We start from the raw sequence: 18,561 nt of genomic DNA on the forward strand, positions 1-18,561 counted from the left end.
TGCGACGCTTGACGCGTCTTATCAGGCCTACAATGGGTGCCGGATCGGTAGGTCGGATAAGGCGTTCACGCCGCATCCGGCAAGAATATGAGCACCAGTTAACTGAACTTACTCTGCGCCCACATCACGCCGTTGGCATACTCCGGCGGCAGCAGCGGGATTAAGGCTTCCAGCGTCGCGGTCAGACGCGATGTGTCGCTGTCGGTCAAATTCAGATGCCCCACTTTACGCCCCGGACGGACTTCTTTGTCGTACCAGTGCAGGTGCACCAGCGGCAGTTTCAGCCAGTCATAATTCACATCGCTACCAATCAGGTTGATCATCACCGACGGGCTATTCACCACTGGTTGCGGTAACGGCAAATTGGTAATCGCCCGCAGATGCAGCTCAAACTGGCTGATGCTGGCACCGTTTTGTGTCCAGTGACCGCTGTTATGCACACGCGGAGCCAGTTCGTTGATCAGCAGACCTTGCGGGGTGACAAAACACTCCATCGCCATCACGCCTACATAGCCCAGCTCCTGCATAATCGCTGACAGCATCTCTTCGGCCTGCGCCTGTTGCTGCGCATTGGCCTGCGGAAAAGCGACGCTGGTGCGCAAAATACCGTCCTGATGCAGGTTATGCGTCAGCGGATAAAACACCGTGCTGCCGTCAAAGCCACGCGCGCCAACCAGCGACACTTCACCAGAGAAGTTTATGCCCTGCTCGACAATACATTCGCCGTAGCATTCAGCCGGTAACTGTTCGGTTTCATCGGCGCGTAAACGCCATTGACCGCGTCCGTCATAGCCACCAGTGCGGCGCTTAACAATCGCCAGCTCACCTGAACGATCAAACACCGCAGGCCACTCGCTGCGATCGGCAAGTAACTGCCACGGCGCAGTCGGCAGGTGGAGCTTGTCGAAAAGCTGCTTTTGCGTCAGACGGTCGGCAATAATCGGGAACACATCGCGGTTCACAAAGGCCGGATGGCGCGCCAGCTCGCGGGTTAATGCGGTTTCCGGCCAGCGTTCGATCTCAGCGGTAATCACGCTTTGTTGAAAAGGCACTGCCGCCGGTTCAGCGTCCAGCCCGACCGGCCAGACAGCAATGCCTAACGGTTCGCCTGCCTGACGCAGCATACGGCCTAACTGCCCGTTCCCGAGGACGCAAACCTGTTTCATGCCGCACCTCGCGGGTCCGGGTTTTCCAGCACTTCGTCGGTCTGGGCTTTACGCCAGTCATTCAGACGCTGGTGCAGTTCTTTATCATGAGTCGCAAGAATTTGTGCTGCCAGTAACGCCGCGTTTGCCGCGCCCGCTTTACCAATCGCCAGCGTACCCACCGGTATGCCACGCGGCATCTGTACGATGGAATAGAGGCTATCGACACCGCTCAGTGCGGCGCTCTGTACTGGTACGCCCAGCACTGGCACCAGCGTTTTGGCGGCAATCATGCCTGGCAGATGCGCTGCGCCGCCTGCGCCCGCAATAATCACCTGATAACCGCTTTCTTCGGCGCTTTCGGCGAAGCTGAACAGTTTATCGGGGGTGCGGTGAGCAGAAACCACTTCAACGTGGTGCGGGACATTCAGGATTTCGAAGATTTCGGCGGCGAACTGCATGGTAGCCCAGTCGCTTTTGGACCCCATCACGATGGCGACACGCGCCGGATTATTGCGGGAAGACATGCGTCTAAAAACTCCTGTGGTGCACAACTCTCGGCTTTAGAGGGCACAGAGAATAGCACGGAAAGAGAGCAAGGAAAACGGTTGCGTGGTTGTGAAATCAGCAAACTTGCGCGTTTTTAAAACGGAAAACGGATTAGCTCAACGTCATCCGCCGTGACTTTCACCATCGAACCTTCGGTATGCCAGGCACCTAGCACGACGCGGAAAGCAGGTTGCTGATTGGCGATGAATTCATGCACCGCCGGGCGATGCGTATGCCCGTGGATCAGCCATTGCACCTGATGGTTTTCCATCGCACTGACCACTGCGTTTTGGTTTACGTCCATGATCGCCAGCGATTTACTGCTGTTGGCTTCTTTGCTGTTCGCTCGCATTCGCGCGGCAATGCGTTTGCGTACAAACAGCGGCAGGGCGAGGAACAGTGTTTGCAGCCAGGGTTTGTGGACTTTGGCGCGAAAAGCCTGATAACCCGCGTCATCGGTGCACAGCGTGTCGCCATGCATAATCAACACCCGACGACCATAAAGTTCGAGCACCTTTTCTTCCGGCAATAACGTCATGCCGCTTTCACGGGCAAAGCGTTTGCCGAGCAGAAAATCACGGTTGCCATGAATGAAATAACAGGGAACGCCGGAATCGGATACCGCTTTGATTGCTGCCGCCATCTGGCGATGGAGTGGGTTGGGATCGTCGTCGCCAATCCATGCTTCAAACAGATCGCCAAGAATATACAGCGCGTCGGCATTGCGGGCTTCTCCGGTTAAAAAACGCAGAAAACCGGCGGTGATCGCCGGTTCTTCCACGCAGAGATGAAGATCTGCAATAAAGAGTGTCGCCACGATTACTCGCTAACGGTCACGCTTTCAATGATAACGTCTTCTTTTGGCACGTCCTGGTGCATACCGCTACGACCGGTTGCAACACCTTTGATTTTGTCTACCACGTCCATGCCTTCAACCACTTCAGCAAACACGCAGTAGCCCCAACCTTGCAGGCTTTCGCCAGAGAAGTTCAGGAAGTCGTTATCAACCACGTTGATGAAGAACTGTGCAGTTGCAGAGTGCGGAGCCTGAGTACGGGCCATTGCCAGCGTACCACGGGTATTTTTCAGACCGTTGTTGGCTTCGTTTTTGATCGGTTCTTTGGTGGCTTTTTGTTTCATGCCCGGTTCAAAACCGCCGCCCTGAATCATAAAACCGTTGATAACACGGTGGAAAATGGTGTTGTTGTAAAAACCTTCGCGGCAGTAGTCCAGGAAGTTTTTAACTGTTTCAGGTGCTTTATCGTCAAAAGTTTTGATGACAATATCGCCGTGATTGGTGTGGAAAGTAACCATTTTTGCATCCTGTTCCGTTTGATTGGTGCTTCAACCCGGTTCGGGTCATATATAGGGTGGTGTTATAGCATAACCGCACGATCGGATCATCTCGCAATGTATGCTGAATCGCGCGGGAAATATGGGTATTATACGCAACTCAATTACCCACACATGTCTAAACGGAATCTTCGATGCTAAAAATCTTCAATACTCTGACACGCCAAAAAGAGGAATTTAAGCCTATTCACGCCGGGGAAGTCGGCATGTACGTGTGTGGAATCACCGTTTACGACCTCTGTCATATCGGTCACGGGCGTACCTTTGTTGCCTTTGACGTGGTTGCACGCTACCTGCGTTTCCTCGGCTACAAGCTGAAGTATGTGCGCAACATTACCGATATCGACGATAAAATCATCAAACGCGCCAATGAAAATGGCGAAAGCTTTGTGGCGCTGGTGGATCGCATGATCGCCGAAATGCACAAAGATTTTGATGCTTTGAACATTTTGCGTCCGGATATGGAGCCGCGTGCGACGCACCATATCGCAGAAATTATTGAACTCACTGAACAACTGATCGCCAAAGGTCACGCTTATGTGGCGGACAACGGCGACGTGATGTTCGACGTACCGACCGATCCAACTTATGGCGTGCTGTCGCGTCAGGATCTCGACCAGCTGCAGGCAGGCGCGCGCGTTGACGTGGTCGACGACAAACGCAACCCGATGGACTTCGTTCTGTGGAAGATGTCTAAAGAGGGCGAACCAAGCTGGCCGTCTCCGTGGGGCGCGGGCCGTCCAGGCTGGCACATTGAGTGTTCGGCAATGAACTGCAAGCAGCTGGGTAACCACTTTGATATCCACGGCGGCGGTTCTGACCTGATGTTCCCGCACCACGAGAACGAAATCGCTCAGTCCACCTGTGCGCATGATGGTCAGTATGTAAACTACTGGATGCACTCCGGCATGGTGATGGTTGACCGCGAGAAGATGTCGAAATCGCTGGGGAACTTCTTTACCGTGCGCGATGTGCTGAAATACTACGACGCGGAAACCGTGCGTTACTTCTTAATGTCCGGTCACTATCGCAGCCAGTTGAACTACAGCGAAGAGAACCTGAAGCAGGCGCGTGCGGCGCTGGAGCGTCTCTACACCGCTCTGCGTGGCACAGACAAAACTGTTGCACCTGCCGGTGGCGAAGCGTTTGAAGCGCGCTTTATTGAGGCTATGGACGACGATTTCAACACCCCGGAAGCCTATTCCGTGCTGTTTGATATGGCGCGTGAAGTGAACCGCCTGAAAGCAGAAGATATGGCAGCGGCGAACGCAATGGCGTCTCACCTGCGTAAACTTTCTGCTGTGCTGGGTCTGCTGGAGCAAGAACCAGAAGCGTTCCTGCAAAGCGGCGCGCAGGCAGACGATAGCGAAGTGGCTGAGATTGAAGCGTTAATTCAACAGCGTCTGGATGCTCGTAAAGCGAAAGACTGGGCGGCGGCAGATGCGGCGCGTGACCGTCTTAACGAGATGGGGATCGTGCTGGAAGATGGCCCGCAAGGGACCACCTGGCGTCGTAAGTAATTCCCTCACTCTTATCCTCTCCCGCAAGGGAGAGGATACGTTCAGCGCAATTTACGCCTGCTCCACCATAACATTCCCATTAGCACCATTCCCGGCAACCACACCCACATCAATTCAGAAATAATCACCTGATGCCCGTACGGCGTGGTGTAACGAGACAATGCAAACGGCGCGACTTTTATCACCTGCCAGGGAGCGAAAAAGCGTTCATCTGACCACGGCCACAGCCAGCCAACGCCTTTACCGCCAGTGGTTACCGAATCCAGCAAGCTGTGCGATAGCAACGAGACGGTTAAAAACAGCCAGCAGCGAATCAGCCCAGCCTTAAACCATCGACGCCCCATAAGTGCGCATAGCAATGGAACAACAAACGCAAACACCAGCGAATGGGTAAACCCGCGATGACCAAAAACATTGCCGTAAGCAACGCCAAATTTAAACGACAAGACGTCGGCATCTGGCAGCATCGCCAGGACGATTCCGGCAAATAACAGACGCGGTGGGATGATTTTCGACCCCAACCCTAAACCAATACAAAGGGGAACGGCGGCGTGAGTAATAACGGTTGGCATGATGATCGCTTCGGCAAAATATCGACGCTATCAGCATGGATGAAAGCGACGAAGAGGGCAAAGGTCTGAAAAGAGAATCGGCCTGCATACGTGCAGGCCGAAGTGGGATCAGGCAACAACCTGTACGCTGTGGCCTGCAAAACTCACTGTCTGACCGGCGACGATTTTGCAACGTTTGCGCGTTTCAACCGCGCCGTCGACTTTCACCTGACCTTCGGCGATCACGATTTTCGCCTGCGCGCCGCTTTCGCTCCAGCCTTCCAGTTTCAGCAAGTCGCACAGCTCAACGTGCGGATGTTTACCTAAAGAAAATGTCGCCATGTTACTCACCCTGTGGATCATGATATTCAACGCACGCCTGGAGCGTGTTTTCTATCAGCGTGGCAACCGTCATCGGGCCAACGCCGCCGGGAACGGGCGTAATGTAAGAAGCGCGCTTAGCCGCTTCTTCAAACACTACGTCGCCCACAACTTTGCCATTTTCCAGACGGTTGATGCCGACATCAATCACAATTGCGCCTTCTTTGATCCAGTCACCTGGAATAAAGCCCGGCTTGCCGACGGCAACGATCAACAGATCGGCATTTTCTACGTGATGACGCAGATTTTTGGTGAAGCGGTGAGTCACAGTGGTGGTGCAACCTGCCAGCAGCAGTTCCATGCTCATCGGGCGGCCGACGATATTTGATGCGCCAATCACCACGGCGTTGAGGCCGAAGGTATCAATGTTGTAACGCTCAAGCAGCGTGACGATACCGCGCGGAGTGCAAGGACGCAGACGCGGCGCGCGCTGGCACAGACGACCGACGTTGTAAGGATGGAAACCGTCTACGTCTTTGTCCGGGTGAATACGTTCCAGCACTTTGATGTAGTCAATTCCCGCCGGAAGCGGCAACTGCACCAGAATGCCGTCAATGGTGTTGTCGGCGTTCAGTGCATCGATAAGCTCAAGCAGCTCTGCTTCGCTGGTGGTTTCCGGGAGGTCATAGGAGCGGGAGACGAACCCGACTTCTTCACAAGCCTTGCGTTTGCTTGCGACATAAATTTGCGATGCAGGGTTGCTACCCACCAGCACAACGGCCAGTCCTGGCGCTCGCAGTCCGGCCGCAACGCGCGCCTGAACTTTTTGAGCAACTTCAGAGCGCACCTGCTGCGCAATCGTTTTACCGTCAATAATCTTTGCTGCCATCAGAGAGAGGATTCCATCTGTTACGTAGGTCGAAGGGGATGCGTCTATTTTGTCAGAAGCGTGGCGCGCTGTCAGTTTTCGTTTTCTGAAAAGTGAAACCTTCTGTACCTGGCGATAATGATAACCGTCGTTGGTTTGCCGCCGTAGTGAGGTAAATCAGATGCGGTCGTACACTTGTTCAGCAACCGGTTCAAAAGCCATTGACTCAGCAAGGGTTGACCGTATAATTCACGCGATTACACACACATTGTGTTATCAATGCGCCCTTAGCTCAGTTGGATAGAGCAACGACCTTCTAAGTCGTGGGCCGCAGGTTCGAATCCTGCAGGGCGCGCCATTAAAATTCAATTAGTTACGCCTTCTTTACCTCCTCCATAATTTCACAGTGGGACATATCTGGGACATCATCACCAAAGATGTCGTCTGTTTTCCTCGCGTGCTTTGTTAAATGATTAGGCGCAAGGTGAACATATCTACGCACCATTTCTATGGATTCCCATCCGCCCATTTCCTGAAGTATTGATGAAGAACATCAATGAATGCACCAGAATGAATCCGGTGAGTTAAGTTCAAACTGTAGTACAATTCTCTTCGGTATTAACAGGAAAGAATATGCTATGAACCCTTATATTTATCTTGGTGGCGCAATACTTGCAGAAGTCATTGGTACAACCTTAATGAAGTTTTCAGAGGGTTTTACACGGTTATGGCCCTCTGTTGGTACAATTATTTGTTACTGTGCATCATTCTGGTTATTAGCTCAGACGCTGGCTTATATTCCTACAGGGATTGCTTATGCTATCTGGTCAGGAGTCGGTATCGTCCTGATTAGTTTACTTTCCTGGGGATTTTTCGGCCAACGGTTGGACCTGCCAGCCATTATAGGCATGATGTTGATTTGTGCCGGAGTGTTGGTAATTAACTTATTGTCACGAAGCGCACCACATTGAAAATAATTTCTTTTGAATCGAGTGAAATATGGCAGCCCGTATGTTTATACGGGCTGCTTTTTTATACTGCGGGTAATTTTTTTTTGGCAAGTGAGCAGGGGGTTACCACATTTGCGTTTTGAACAGTAGCAATAAAGTTTTCGGTGAGAAATGCCGCCAGCATTTTGTGATGAAACGGGTATTGGCGAGGATATTTGGTATCGAGAATCAATAGCTTATAGAAAAATAAAAATGAAATCTTAAGTTTGTTTATTTTTAAACCTTTATACACATCGCTGATAAAATAATAACCACCCGTTGAACGGGTGGTTTCGCGTAAGTTAAATTTTATAATTTCAGTGAATGTTTACGCTACAATAATCCAAATGATAGTGGACAAAAAGCACAATCAGTTGATGGATTCACCGTAGGATGCAACTGCCTGAGCGTCCAATTCCGCGCTCAATATCTGTCTGAGTCCATCATTTCTCAGCCAATAATAAGTATTATTTTCTTTATTAAAAGCGTAAATTCTACAAATACCTTCATACTCATTATCTGTGTTCCATCCACTATTAGCTACATTGCCCCATTCCTGGTAAAGTCCTGCGTTAACTTCTCGCGTGATAATATGACCTAAATTATGATCATTATAATCGTAACTATCGATATCCCACGCTTCAGGAAATTCTCCGTTCATGCTTTCAACCCACGGTAAAATCTTTTTAACTGAATCATAAGTTTCAATACTGTATTTAAAAAAACGCTTCACGATAAAAATATAAATACCGGCAGATTTATTCGTTGATTTATCAGTGGCGAAAATAACAAAAATCTTCCCAACGCACTTTTCGTCAACGCCAGGAAAAGTTACTGTGCCATCCTGACTCACCGCCAGAACATTATTGTCTGCATCAGTGCTACAGCTCCATTTTACTTTATCATTATTAACCGGGTCATTATCAATGACCATCTTGAAGGTGGCGCCTGGAAATAAACTGTTAGGAAAACAGTAACCACTCTCCATATCATTTTTAATATCATAGATATGGTTATCAACTAAAACGCCTGTAATTTTACTCATCATTAACTCTTTTTGTTTATTAAATAAAAGGGTTTATTCCTGTATAAAGGAATATATTGATGTTAATGCATTCAATGAATAATTGTTCTTATTTACAGGTTATGTAGTGACATAAATATGAATATATAATGACTCTGAGTAGTGGCTATACCGGTTATTTGTGTCACAGCTATCTTCTTATTGGCTATGCAGGTCGTAGTGGGGCAAAACCGAGACGCATAAAATGCGTTGAAAACAGAGAACCTGCTAAACAATTAATACAGACAGGATGCTGACCAGGAAAGTGAAAAGGAAGGGAGCAAGCAAACTTGCTCCCTTAAACAATTAATACTCGAGGATGCCACGCGCGACGGGCAAATAGCGCAGGGAGAAATAGAGCATGTCTTTGCCGCAGGCGGAGCGTTTTGCTAATAGCGAGGCGATCTCCGCATCCGGTTTTGGTTTAGCTTCAAACGTTTTACCTTTGCCCGCGACAAACAATTCATAAACAATGCCGCTGGCGGGTGAGGCAATCTGGCAATCTGCACTGGCTTGCAGATAACGTTCGCGCTGCCCGGCGGTGAGTTTATCCACGCCGCTGCCATCCTGTACCCAGACATTAACGCCGGTTGCTTTAACTTGTTCCAGCAGTTGCCGATAGCCATCGGGCGACATATTTCCGGCGAAGAAACTACTGATATAAACCGGTTTTGCCGAAACATCACTAAGCAGTCGCTGAGTATTATTTAACCATTTCAGCAATGGCTGACGGGCGGCTTCGCTGCGCCAGTTCAGATCGTCAATTTCCGCACTGATGTACCAGCCATCCGGCGTTACGCCCGGTGCGGCGCTCCATAATCTGGCTTGCTGGAGATCGGCCGCCAGCAGGCGATTAAGATAGCTTTCCAGCGCCGCAGATGACTGCTTCTGATGCATAAAAAATTCCGGATCGGCATTCAGGCCAACAATCAGCTTCAGGCCAGCGTGCTGCGCTGCCGCTGCTCGTCTGAACAATAATGCACGCTCTTCTGGCTGGGTGAATGCATCGCCGTAACGGGTCCATTGCAAAACCAGAGTATCGAAGCCCTGCAAACGTAGCTGGCTCATCAGCCCCTGCCATTGGGCGTCGGTGACCTGACTGTCACGATTTTGCGGTTGCCAGATGATACCTTTCATCGCAAAGGAAAAAGGGCTGACCAGCAGCAGTGTCAGCATTACGAAAATTAACTTACGCATTTACCAGTGCACTCCAATGGTGAGAAACGCGTTGTTGCGCTCCCCGCTACGTTGATTAATCGCCTTAAAGGTATGCTGATATTCGACTCCGAGACTGACTTTGTGCGGCCAGGCATCATAGTGCGTCTCGCCGGTCCAGATATTCCAGCGCACGCCGACACCGCCAAGCTGTGCGCCCTGAGTGCCTTTATCACGATAGCCGTTGTCCTGAACGTGAGCGTAAGGCTCAATGGTTTGTCCGTTCGCCACCTTCTGATGCCAGCTCACGCGATAATCTGCCGTCCACGCCTGAATATCCTGGCGGACATATTGCGCCGCATCGAGATACAGGTTTTGGGCAAACCAGCCTGAACCGTTCGGGTGCCACTCGTCGCTGTATTTGCCGCCGTTAAAGAACGAGGCACTGGCGCGCAGCATGGTATCGGAGGCGCCATTTTGCCCGTTCAGCGGCAACTGCTGTTCAACGGCGAGGAAAAAGATTTGGTCGCGCAGGGGCTTCCAGCGCAGGCCGGTGCCGGACATCGGATTTTTCACCGGCATTGCTACACCGTTTTCTCCGGTATCGGCAAACACACGGCTGTAAACCGAAAGCAGGTCGCCTTCCAGCAGCATATTGCGCCCGATGCGGTATTCTGCTTCCAGTTGCCCGTAGCTACGATAGCTTTTCCCTGGCGCAGCGCCGCCAACATTGTTGTTAGCGGTACTCATCGCCCCGGAACGCAAGCCGATGGAGGAATCGAAGCTGAACGTCCAGCGGCGACCAACGTCTTCATGCAGACGGCGGAAATTGAAGCGTTGCTGATTTTGCTCTGGCGTAAGTGGGGTTATCAGCGCCTGGTTATCAATATCATCAATTACTCGCCGGGCGTACTGTTGTGTTGCGGGCATATCATCCAGACGCTGGTTCACGTAGGCCAGTTGTCGGATCAGTGCCGGATCGTCCGGCAATCCTTTATGTGCCTGTTCCAGCATTTCCCGCGACTGTGCGATATCACCGCTATCCCACAAGGCGTAACCGAGCGCCGCCTGGGTGTTGCTGTTATTGGGTTCCAGTTCCAGAGCGGCGCGCAAATCGCTCACCGCCGCTGAGACATTATGACGTTGGCGATAAATCGTCGCCCGCGCAACGTAAGCGTTAACAGAAGGTGCAATGTTAATTGAGCGTGTGAGATCGTTCAGTGCGAGTTCCGGTTGACCGGGAATATAACGTTGCGCATGTAGCCACCAGTACAGCGCATTGTTTCCCAGCCCGCGTTGTTCTGCTTGTTGCAGCCAGCGATCGCGAGCCGCGCCATTTCCTGCCGCCTGAGCGGTATTGGCGGCAGCAAGTAGATCTTCATTGCTCATGTCGTGAAGGCTGATTTTCTGCCAGGCCGCCAGTGCGGTGGCGTAGTCCTCAACCTGATACGCCTGATAGGCCACCGCGCGATGTTGCCAGGCATTCGGTTGCCGTTGTTCTGCCTGGAGCCAGGCATACAACGCCACGCCGGGTAGTGTGTCCCGATAACACTTCGCCAGACGGTTCCAGGCCGCAGCATCGTAGGAAGGCGACATATCACCCAGCAAGCGGACTATCGCCGGGCAATTATCTGCAATCCCCGGTAACTGGCTTTGCCACTGACGCTGCTCCGCCAGCGGCAAGGGTTTCGATAAAATCGCCACTTTTGCCGGGGTCGCCAGGTAAGGATGCTTTTCCAACAGCGAAGCCAGTCGCGCCATTAAAGTATGACTGACGGTTGTATCTCCCTGGAAAGGATAGCGTTGCAGCAATAAATCGGCTGCTTCGCGTGACTGCTCGTTCTGCATCAGTTGCCAGGTCAGTTGATCCAGGCGGGTAAGATTTGCCGGTTCTTGCTGATACAGCAACCGCGCCAGACGCAGAGCTTCAGCCTTGTTACGGGTCGCAACGCTGACGGCATAACGCTCCTCAAGCATTTCATTGGCGGGGAGGGTGGCGAGCAGTTTTTGCGCTGCGTCGTACTGACCTTCTTTTAACAGCACCGGTAGCGTCGCGCCAACAACATACTGGCGGTTATCGGCAAACTGTACCGTATAATTCGCCAACGCTTGCACCGGGTTGTCACTGTATTTTGATAACAGATAGAGCCAGCTTTTCTCTTGTAAGTCGGTTGTAAACAGCGGCTTATTTTCAGCGAGATAACGCTGGAGACGTGCTTTTTCGCCACGATAAGCCAGAGCGGTCGCGTAAGTAATATACGACTGTGGATCGGTGAAGATCCCCACTGATTGCAGCGCCAGGATCCGATCATCCAGCTGCCCGGCAAGAAGCACATCAAACCACTGGCGGCGCTCTGCCGCGCTTAATCTATTCTGCTGGCGTGCTTCATTGTATAGCGTATCTGCCTGGGACCATTGTTTCAGGTAGATTGCCCGTTGCAGCAGATCGGTACGCAACGTTTTTCCTTCCGGCGATGCGGCAAACGTTGCATCGTTCAGTTGCGCTCTGGCGACAGGTAACTGTGCCAGTCGCAGGGCATTCTGCCCGACTTCACTGCGACAACGCAGGGTCGGCACAGCATCGCACGCCTTTTGCTGAGCCAGCAGTTCTTCAACGGTATTAACGGTTTTGACTTCTACTGGAATTGCCGCGAGATTGCGTTCAAGGCGGGCATCGCCAGGATGACGTTTCAGTTGATCCTCAAGCAACAGCCGCGCGCGATCATCATGACCAAAATGGCGATAGGCTTCTGCCAGATATAACGTCAACGGAATATTATCCGGCACCTGCTGATGAATATATTCAAATTCGCGGATGGCGGTTTTTTCGTCGTTATTTTTCTGTGCCTTCAGCGCCTTATCGAGACGGGGATAAATAACAAAATGGCGATAGTCGCTCAGCCCCAGCTCTTCTGCGCTGGTGCCGATATTGTCTGCGAGTGCGCTGGTACTCAATAAAGACGTCAGCAGTAAACCAGACCATCCGATGACGCGATTAAGGTTATTTTCCTTCATTTTCGGACTCCAGCTCCGCAACCTGTTCTGTGGTTAAACCTGCTTTGAGTAATAATGATTGCATCGAAACTTGTAATTCGCGTTGAATTGTCAGGACGCGATCCAGCGTTTCCTGGCTAATAACGCCTTCGGTGACCAAAAATTTACCGAGCGGCAGTGAGCTGCGTTCATGGCGCAATAACAACACGTTAATTGCAGAACGATTAATATGGCCGAGCGTGGTCAGTATTTCGGCGAACAGGAACTGATGCGGCACATATTGCTGCCAGATGTCGCTGGCCTGCTGTTCAGTGAGCCATTGCTGCTGAACCGCATTGTGCAACATTGCTCGTGGGTCATAACCGCGACGACGCGCATACCAGTGACGTAAACCGGTGACGATTTGCCCGCGCAGAACAATGACGTAACGCACCTTGCGTCCGACCTTACGTGTCAGAGCCGCCAGTGAAACCGGATCGATACCATCTTCGCTGCCGACAATTAACTCATCATTTTCCAGACGTAGCGGCAGCACCGCATAATGTAGCGCCACGGACGCAGGCATTTCGGCAATCAGCGAGGAAGGGATCTGCCAGGCATCGATCGATTCCCACGCCACACCGTTTTGCTCCGCCAGTGCCTGCGCCAGTTGCTCGGCGCTAATCAATCCCTGCATCAGCATCGAACCGCCGAGGCGTAGACCTTCGACACGATTACGCAGTGCTGTATCGAGTTGTTCTTCAGTGATGACCTGATTTTCCAGCAGAATTTGACCTAACGGGCGCAACGAGCGGGTATCGCCTGTGACGCTGGGGAAGTCATGCGTTGTTTTATCCCACGCGACGCGACGTGGATCGCCGTGTTGAAGTACCTGTTTTAACGCGCGCCAGTTGGCCATGAAGTTAATCAGGTTGCCCCAGAAAAGACGCAGGACAGATAGTAGCCCCTGCGTCAGGCCGTAGTAGCCGGTGACAAAAATCACCCGTTGCACAATGCGGTTGATCATCAAGCCAAAGTTTAGCCACAGCAGGGTCATCAACCATGCGCTGCCGCTGAAAATAGAAAGAAAATGCCAGGCGTCGGAGCACAAACTTTCATACGCCATCAACAGCAGAAGCTGGAGCATCACCAGCATCGCGAGGAAGCTGACAAAGTTACTGATTGCCCCTTTGCGGTCGCGCCAGAGAAAGTAGTTCAGCGTCAGACTGGAGGTCCATTTGTGGGTTTTAAAGCCCTGGAAAACAATGCCGATGATCCAGCGAGATTTTTGTCGAACCGCAGTTGAAAATGTGTCGGGGAAATATTCGCGCACGCAGATCATGTTTGACGTCCGCGCGTGCTGTAAAAATTTACGCTGTTCGCGCTCTTTGGCTTCGTCCACCACCGGAAAACGGACAAAAATTTCCGTCATACCTTTCTCTTTCAGGCGGAAACCAATGTCGTAATCTTCAGTAAGACTCTGCACGTCGAAAGCAATGCCGTCACCGTCAGCTAACAGTGCGGTCACGGCGCGGCGGCTGAAACAGGTGCCGACGCCTGCGCTGGGCACTTGTCCGGCGAGGGCTTCACGCACCGGAACATCTTTGCCATGCAGTTCTGAAAACTCATCAATATAGGTCATGCTGGTGAAGTGCGTCCATTCGCGTTCGAACGGATACACCGGGATCTGAATCAGGTCTTTACGCTCGACCAGATAGTTGAACAGACGCAATTCCATCGGTGAAATCACGTCTTCGGCATCATGCAGAATAAAACCAGCAAAAGCGAAATTGGCGCTACGCTCAAACTGGGTGATGGCGTCCAGCACATTGTTCAGACAGTCGGCTTTACTGGTGGGGCCAGGACGCGCACAGACCACCTTGTGCACATTCGGAAAGCGAGCGCACACTTCGTCAACATCACGCTGAGTATCGGGGTCGTTGGGGTAAGTGCCGACAAAGATATGATAGTTTTCGTAGTCGAGCGTGGTTGCCGCCAGCTCGGCCATATTGCCGATGACGCCAGTTTCATTCCACGCCGGAACCATAATCGCTAAGGGTTTTTCATCCGGCTTATACAGTTCGCGGTAACTCATTCGCGGGTAGCGGCGATAAACACTCAACTTGCGCTTAATGCGGCGTACCCAGTAGACGACATCAATAAAAAAATCGTCCAGCCCGCTGATGAACATTATGACCGCTAACGTTATCGCGATTACTTTTAAGCCGTAGAGCCAGGTAGCAAAAACATCAAGAAGCCAGTCCACACAAAAACCTTACATTAATTCTGGTTATGTTTAGGGTGGCGTATATTAAGGTTTTTTATGGATTGTGACAGCTTTTTACCATTAATAGGTAGGATTATTGCGGCACGTTATTTTTACACTGGTTATAAAAGTTGCCGATTGCTGAATGATTAAGCGGGTAATGTGATAATAAACCTTGTCCCCCGCGCATCTGACGTTACCGCAACCGTGCCTTTATGCGCGACAACAATTGATTTCACTATCGCCAGACCAATGCCGCTACCTTCGCCTTTTCGCTGGCGGGAAGGGTCAACGCGGTAGAAACGGTCAAACAATCGCGGTAAGTGTTCGGGCGCAATGGGCGTACCGGGGTTTTCGACGGAAACTTGCACCTGGTTATCGACCTTCTGGCAGCGTACTACAATTGTCTCTCCGGGCGGCGTATAACGCAGGGCGTTAGAAAGCAGGTTACTTAACGCCCGACGCAGCATCAGCGGATCGCCCGCAACCTGACACTCGTCGCCAACAAACCGGAGCTCCACGCCGCGATCTTCCGCTAACGCCTCGAAAAAATCGAATACCTTACTGACTTCATCCGCCAGGTTGAGCATTTTCTTTTCGGGAATTAACTGGTTGTTATCGGCCTGGGCGAGAAACAGCATATCGCTGACCATTTTCGCCATTCGCGTCAGCTCTTCGAGATTAGAGTAGAGCACATCTTCCAGCTCCTTCTGGCTGCGCGACTGGCTGAGGGCGATTTCCGTTTGCGTTACCAGATTCGTAATGGGTGTGCGAATTTCATGGGCGATATCCGCTGAGAAATTGGACTGGCGGGTAAAGACATCCTCAATACGCTCGATCATATGGTTGAACGACAATACCAGCTGCTCCAGCTCAATGGGCACGGTCTGCGGATCGAGGCGAACGTCGAGATCTTTCGAGGTAATGTTCTGGATTTGACGGCTGACGCTGCGGATCGGCGCGTGACCTTTATGCACCGCCAACAGCACGATAAAGACGATCAGGATGCTGATGATCGATGCGGTCATAATAAGTTTATTCATCAAGTCATTAATGTAATGAAGATGAAAATCGATCGATAGCGCGATATAGAGCGTATAACTCGGTTTGCCGTCCACCAGTGGACCAACCGGCAAGCTAATCATCCGCCAGTTGCTGTGTTCCATATGCCCGTGACCGTGGCCTGGCATCATAATCGTCGGGCCGGAAAGGAGATACACTTCGCCATTCCGGGCGTCTTTATCGGGTATGGCGTCACGCGCAAACTCGCGGATATCGGGCGCGCCGGGGGAGTGATACACCGTTTTACCGTGGCTATCTGCCAGAGAAATCAATACGTTGGAATAACCACTGACAATGTCTTCCAGCGTCATTAAGCGTCGGGCTTGCGTCTCTTCAGGATGATTAAGAACGCGCTTGAGCGTGGTGCTAATCTGTTTTAAATCATTAATATCCTGCTCGGCAAAATGCACCTTTACCGAGTGGATCATGATCCATGCGAAGGCGAAAAACGCCGCGATAGTAGCAAGGCTGATAAAAAAGGTCAGGCGGGTTGCCAGCGAAAACGGGCGCTGAAACGGCTTACTGGCCATCCGGCACCTCAAGCATATAGCCCACGCCACGCACGGTCTGAATCAGCTTCGGCTCAAAGTCGTTGTCGATTTTGCCGCGTAGTCGCTTCACCGCCACATCAATAGCGTTGGTGTCGCTGTCAAAATTCATGTCCCACACCTGTGAGGCAATAAGCGAGCGGGGCAGCACTTCGCCCTGATGGCGGAGAAAAAATTCCAGCAGAGTAAACTCTTTACTGGTCAGAGTGATACGCGTACCGCTGCGGGTGACTTTGCGGCTGACGAGATCGACCATCAAATCGGCAACCTGAAACTGACTTTCGATAATCACCGCCGCTCCGCGCCGCAGTAAGGTGCGCACCCGCGCCAGCAGTTCAGCAAAAGCGAACGGCTTCACCAGGTAGTCATCCGCTCCCAGCTCCAGCCCCTTGACACGATGTTCAATCGTACCCAGCGCGCTGAGCAGCAGAATCGGCATCCCTTTATTGGCGGAACGCAACATGCGCACGATATCCCAGCCATTCACGTCCGGCAGCATAATATCGAGGATTATCAGGTCGTAATCACCGGTCATCGCCAGATGGTAGCCATTCAGCCCGTTGTCGGCTAAATCGACCACAAAACCGGCTTCGGTTAACCCTTTGGTTAAGTATTCGCCAGTTTTCTTTTCATCTTCGACAATCAACAGTTTCATATTTCCTCCGCATGTTGCCCGGGCAATTCTAGAGGAGCGGGATCAGATGGCAATCGCTTATTGGCAAAATGACAATTTTGTCATTTTCCTGTCACCGGAAAATCAGAGCCTGGAGGGTAAAGTTGGCGGCATAAAATCACCAGAAATTATGCGCCTATGTCTCCTTGTAAACTTCTGACACTTTGTGTAGCCCTTGCGCTAACCGGTTGTTCACTGGCGCCGGATTATCAGCGTCCGGCAATGCCCGTGCCGCAGCAGTTCTCGCTCAGCCAGAACGAACTGGTTAACGCGGCGGATAGCTACCAGAACGCGGGCTGGCGCACCTTTTTTGTTGATAATCAACTGAAGACGTTGATTAGCGAGGCGCTGGTGAATAACCGGGATTTGCGAATGGCGACCCTGAAAGTGCAGGAGGCGCGGGCGCAATATCGTCTGACCGATGCCGACCGTTACCCGCAACTCAATGGCGATGGCAGCGGCAGCTGGAGCGGCAATCTTAAAGGCGATTCAGCCACGACGCGGGAGTTTTCGACTGGCCTTAACGCCAGCTTTGACCTCGATTTTTTCGGTCGCTTAAAGAATATGAGCGAAGCCGAGCGACAAAATTATTTAGCCACTGAGGAAGCTCAGCGCGCGGTGCATATTCTGCTGGTTTCTAATGTCGCGCAAAGCTATTTCAATCAGCAACTGGCTTATGCGCAATTACAAATAGCCGAAGAAACGCTGCGTAATTATCAGCAGTCATATGCGTTTGTCGAAAAACAACTGTTAACCGGCAGCAGCAATGTTCTGGCGCTGGAACAGGCTCGCGGGGTGATTGAAAGTACCCGCAGCGATATCGCTAAACGTCAGGGGGAACTGGCGCAGGCGAATAATGCATTGCAACTGTTACTGGGAAGCTACGGCAAGTTGCCGCAAGCGCAGACAGCGGGTAGCGACAGCCTGCAAAGCGTTAAATTACCGGTGGGCTTGTCGTCGCAAATCTTATTGCAGCGCCCGGATATTATGGAAGCTGAACATGCGTTAATGGCGGCTAATGCCAATATTGGCGCCGCACGCGCGGCATTTTTTCCGTCTATAAGTCTTACCAGCGCAATATCGACCGCCAGCAGCGATCTCTCATCATTATTTAACGCCAGCAGCGGAATGTGGAATTTTATTCCCAAAATTGAGATCCCCATTTTTAATGCCGGGCGTAACCAGGCCAATCTGGATATCGCTGAAATTCGCCAGCAGCAGTCGGTGGTGAATTATGAACAGAAAATCCAGAACGCCTTTAAAGAAGTGGCAGATGCGCTGGCATTACGCCAAAGTCTGAACGATCAAATCAGCGCCCAGCAGCGTTATCTGGCGTCGCTACAAATTACCCTGCAACGGGCGCGGGCATTATATCAGCACGGCGCGGTTAGTTATCTGGAAGTGCTGGATGCCGAACGTTCTTTATTTGCAACCCGACAAACTTTACTTGACCTGAATTATGCCCGCCAGGTTAACGAGGTTTCCTTATATACCGCCTTAGGCGGCGGTTGGCAGCAATAATTTT

At 51.5% G+C, this 18,561-nt stretch carries 16 protein-coding genes, 1 tRNA gene and 1 pseudogene; 4 read left to right on the forward strand and 14 right to left on the reverse strand.

What is annotated here, in order from left to right; all coding sequences use genetic code 11:
- Positions 1-98: 98 nt before the first annotated feature.
- The 4 genes from purK to ppiB all read right to left on the reverse strand — a co-directional run bounded on the left by purK (position 99) and on the right by ppiB (position 3,008).
- Positions 99-1,166, reverse strand: coding sequence for a 5-(carboxyamino)imidazole ribonucleotide synthase (purK, locus tag HEM79_RS05620; RefSeq protein ID WP_176243007.1), 1,068 nt, complete (start codon positions 1,164-1,166; stop codon positions 99-101).
- Positions 1,163-1,672 (reverse strand): 5-(carboxyamino)imidazole ribonucleotide mutase, encoded by a 510-nt coding sequence (gene purE / locus HEM79_RS05625; RefSeq protein WP_010349513.1) that lies wholly within the window; start codon positions 1,670-1,672, stop codon positions 1,163-1,165. The genes purK and purE overlap by 4 nt, the downstream gene beginning before the upstream one ends.
- A 116-nt stretch (positions 1,673-1,788) precedes the next feature.
- On the reverse strand, positions 1,789-2,511 hold the full coding sequence (lpxH, locus tag HEM79_RS05630; protein ID WP_176243006.1) for a UDP-2,3-diacylglucosamine diphosphatase: 723 nt from the start codon (positions 2,509-2,511) through the stop codon (positions 1,789-1,791).
- Positions 2,512-2,513: 2 nt separating this feature from the next.
- Positions 2,514-3,008, reverse strand: coding sequence for a peptidylprolyl isomerase B (gene ppiB, locus HEM79_RS05635; RefSeq protein ID WP_000256002.1), 495 nt, complete (start codon positions 3,006-3,008; stop codon positions 2,514-2,516).
- A 173-nt stretch (positions 3,009-3,181) separates the two neighbouring features.
- On the opposite strand from ppiB, the gene cysS reads away from it, so the two are divergent.
- The gene (gene cysS, locus HEM79_RS05640; RefSeq protein WP_000912345.1) at positions 3,182-4,567 is read left to right on the forward strand and encodes a cysteine--tRNA ligase; all 1,386 of its coding nucleotides are present in this window, start codon (positions 3,182-3,184) and stop codon (positions 4,565-4,567) included.
- Positions 4,568-4,608: 41 nt separating this feature from the next.
- Here the strand turns inward: cysS and HEM79_RS05645 are convergent, their stop codons facing one another.
- The 3 genes from HEM79_RS05645 to folD all read right to left on the reverse strand — a co-directional run bounded on the left by HEM79_RS05645 (position 4,609) and on the right by folD (position 6,328).
- Complete coding sequence (locus HEM79_RS05645) at positions 4,609-5,139, reverse strand: metal-dependent hydrolase (protein ID WP_176243005.1); 531 nt, start codon at positions 5,137-5,139, stop codon at positions 4,609-4,611.
- Positions 5,140-5,247: 108 nt separating this feature from the next.
- Entirely contained in the window at positions 5,248-5,460 is a 213-nt protein-coding gene (ybcJ, locus tag HEM79_RS05650; RefSeq protein WP_000190295.1) for a ribosome-associated protein YbcJ, read from the reverse strand.
- Position 5,461: 1 nt separating this feature from the next.
- Positions 5,462-6,328 carry a bifunctional methylenetetrahydrofolate dehydrogenase/methenyltetrahydrofolate cyclohydrolase FolD gene (gene folD / locus HEM79_RS05655; protein WP_000729172.1) on the reverse strand — a complete coding sequence of 289 codons (867 nt, stop codon included), beginning with the start codon at positions 6,326-6,328 and terminating at the stop codon, positions 5,462-5,464.
- Positions 6,329-6,588: 260 nt separating this feature from the next.
- On the opposite strand from folD, the gene HEM79_RS05660 reads away from it, so the two are divergent.
- A tRNA-Arg gene (locus tag HEM79_RS05660) sits at positions 6,589-6,665 on the forward strand.
- A 15-nt stretch (positions 6,666-6,680) separates the two neighbouring features.
- Here HEM79_RS05660 and HEM79_RS05665 read toward each other — a convergent pair.
- A pseudogene (locus HEM79_RS05665) lies at positions 6,681-6,851 on the reverse strand (integrase); the annotation flags it as partial.
- Positions 6,852-6,945: 94 nt separating this feature from the next.
- Between HEM79_RS05665 and emrE the strand changes: the two are divergent.
- Positions 6,946-7,278 carry a multidrug efflux SMR transporter EmrE gene (emrE, locus tag HEM79_RS05670; RefSeq protein WP_001070440.1) on the forward strand — a complete coding sequence of 111 codons (333 nt, stop codon included), beginning with the start codon at positions 6,946-6,948 and terminating at the stop codon, positions 7,276-7,278.
- A gap of 388 nt (positions 7,279-7,666) precedes the next feature.
- Here the strand turns inward: emrE and HEM79_RS05675 are convergent, their stop codons facing one another.
- From HEM79_RS05675 to cusR, 6 genes are all read right to left on the reverse strand, one after another.
- Complete coding sequence (locus tag HEM79_RS05675; protein WP_176243004.1) at positions 7,667-8,344, reverse strand: hypothetical protein; 678 nt, start codon at positions 8,342-8,344, stop codon at positions 7,667-7,669.
- A gap of 321 nt (positions 8,345-8,665) precedes the next feature.
- Positions 8,666-9,556: a DUF4434 family protein gene (locus HEM79_RS05680; protein ID WP_176243003.1), complete on the reverse strand. Its 891-nt coding sequence runs from the start codon at positions 9,554-9,556 to the stop codon at positions 8,666-8,668.
- Positions 9,557-12,529, reverse strand: a complete 2,973-nt coding sequence (gene nfrA / locus HEM79_RS05685) for a bacteriophage adsorption protein NfrA (RefSeq protein ID WP_176243002.1) — start codon at positions 12,527-12,529, stop codon at positions 9,557-9,559.
- Positions 12,516-14,753: a cyclic di-3',5'-guanylate-activated glycosyltransferase NfrB gene (nfrB, locus tag HEM79_RS05690; RefSeq protein ID WP_021550390.1), complete on the reverse strand. Its 2,238-nt coding sequence runs from the start codon at positions 14,751-14,753 to the stop codon at positions 12,516-12,518. Before nfrB ends, nfrA begins: the two co-directional genes overlap by 14 nt.
- A gap of 149 nt (positions 14,754-14,902) precedes the next feature.
- The gene (gene cusS / locus HEM79_RS05695; RefSeq protein WP_176243001.1) at positions 14,903-16,345 is read right to left on the reverse strand and encodes a Cu(+)/Ag(+) sensor histidine kinase CusS; all 1,443 of its coding nucleotides are present in this window, start codon (positions 16,343-16,345) and stop codon (positions 14,903-14,905) included.
- Positions 16,335-17,018, reverse strand: coding sequence for a copper response regulator transcription factor CusR (gene cusR, locus HEM79_RS05700; RefSeq protein WP_000770938.1), 684 nt, complete (start codon positions 17,016-17,018; stop codon positions 16,335-16,337). The genes cusS and cusR overlap by 11 nt, the downstream gene beginning before the upstream one ends.
- Positions 17,019-17,174: 156 nt before the next feature.
- Between cusR and cusC the strand changes: the two genes are divergently transcribed.
- Positions 17,175-18,557, forward strand: coding sequence for a Cu(+)/Ag(+) efflux RND transporter outer membrane channel CusC (gene cusC, locus HEM79_RS05705; RefSeq protein WP_176243000.1), 1,383 nt, complete (start codon positions 17,175-17,177; stop codon positions 18,555-18,557).
- Positions 18,558-18,561 lie beyond the last annotated feature (4 nt).

This window comes from Escherichia sp. 93.0816, assembly GCF_013368855.2.
In the GTDB taxonomy this organism is placed as follows: Bacteria; Pseudomonadota; Gammaproteobacteria; order Enterobacterales; family Enterobacteriaceae; genus Escherichia; species Escherichia ruysiae.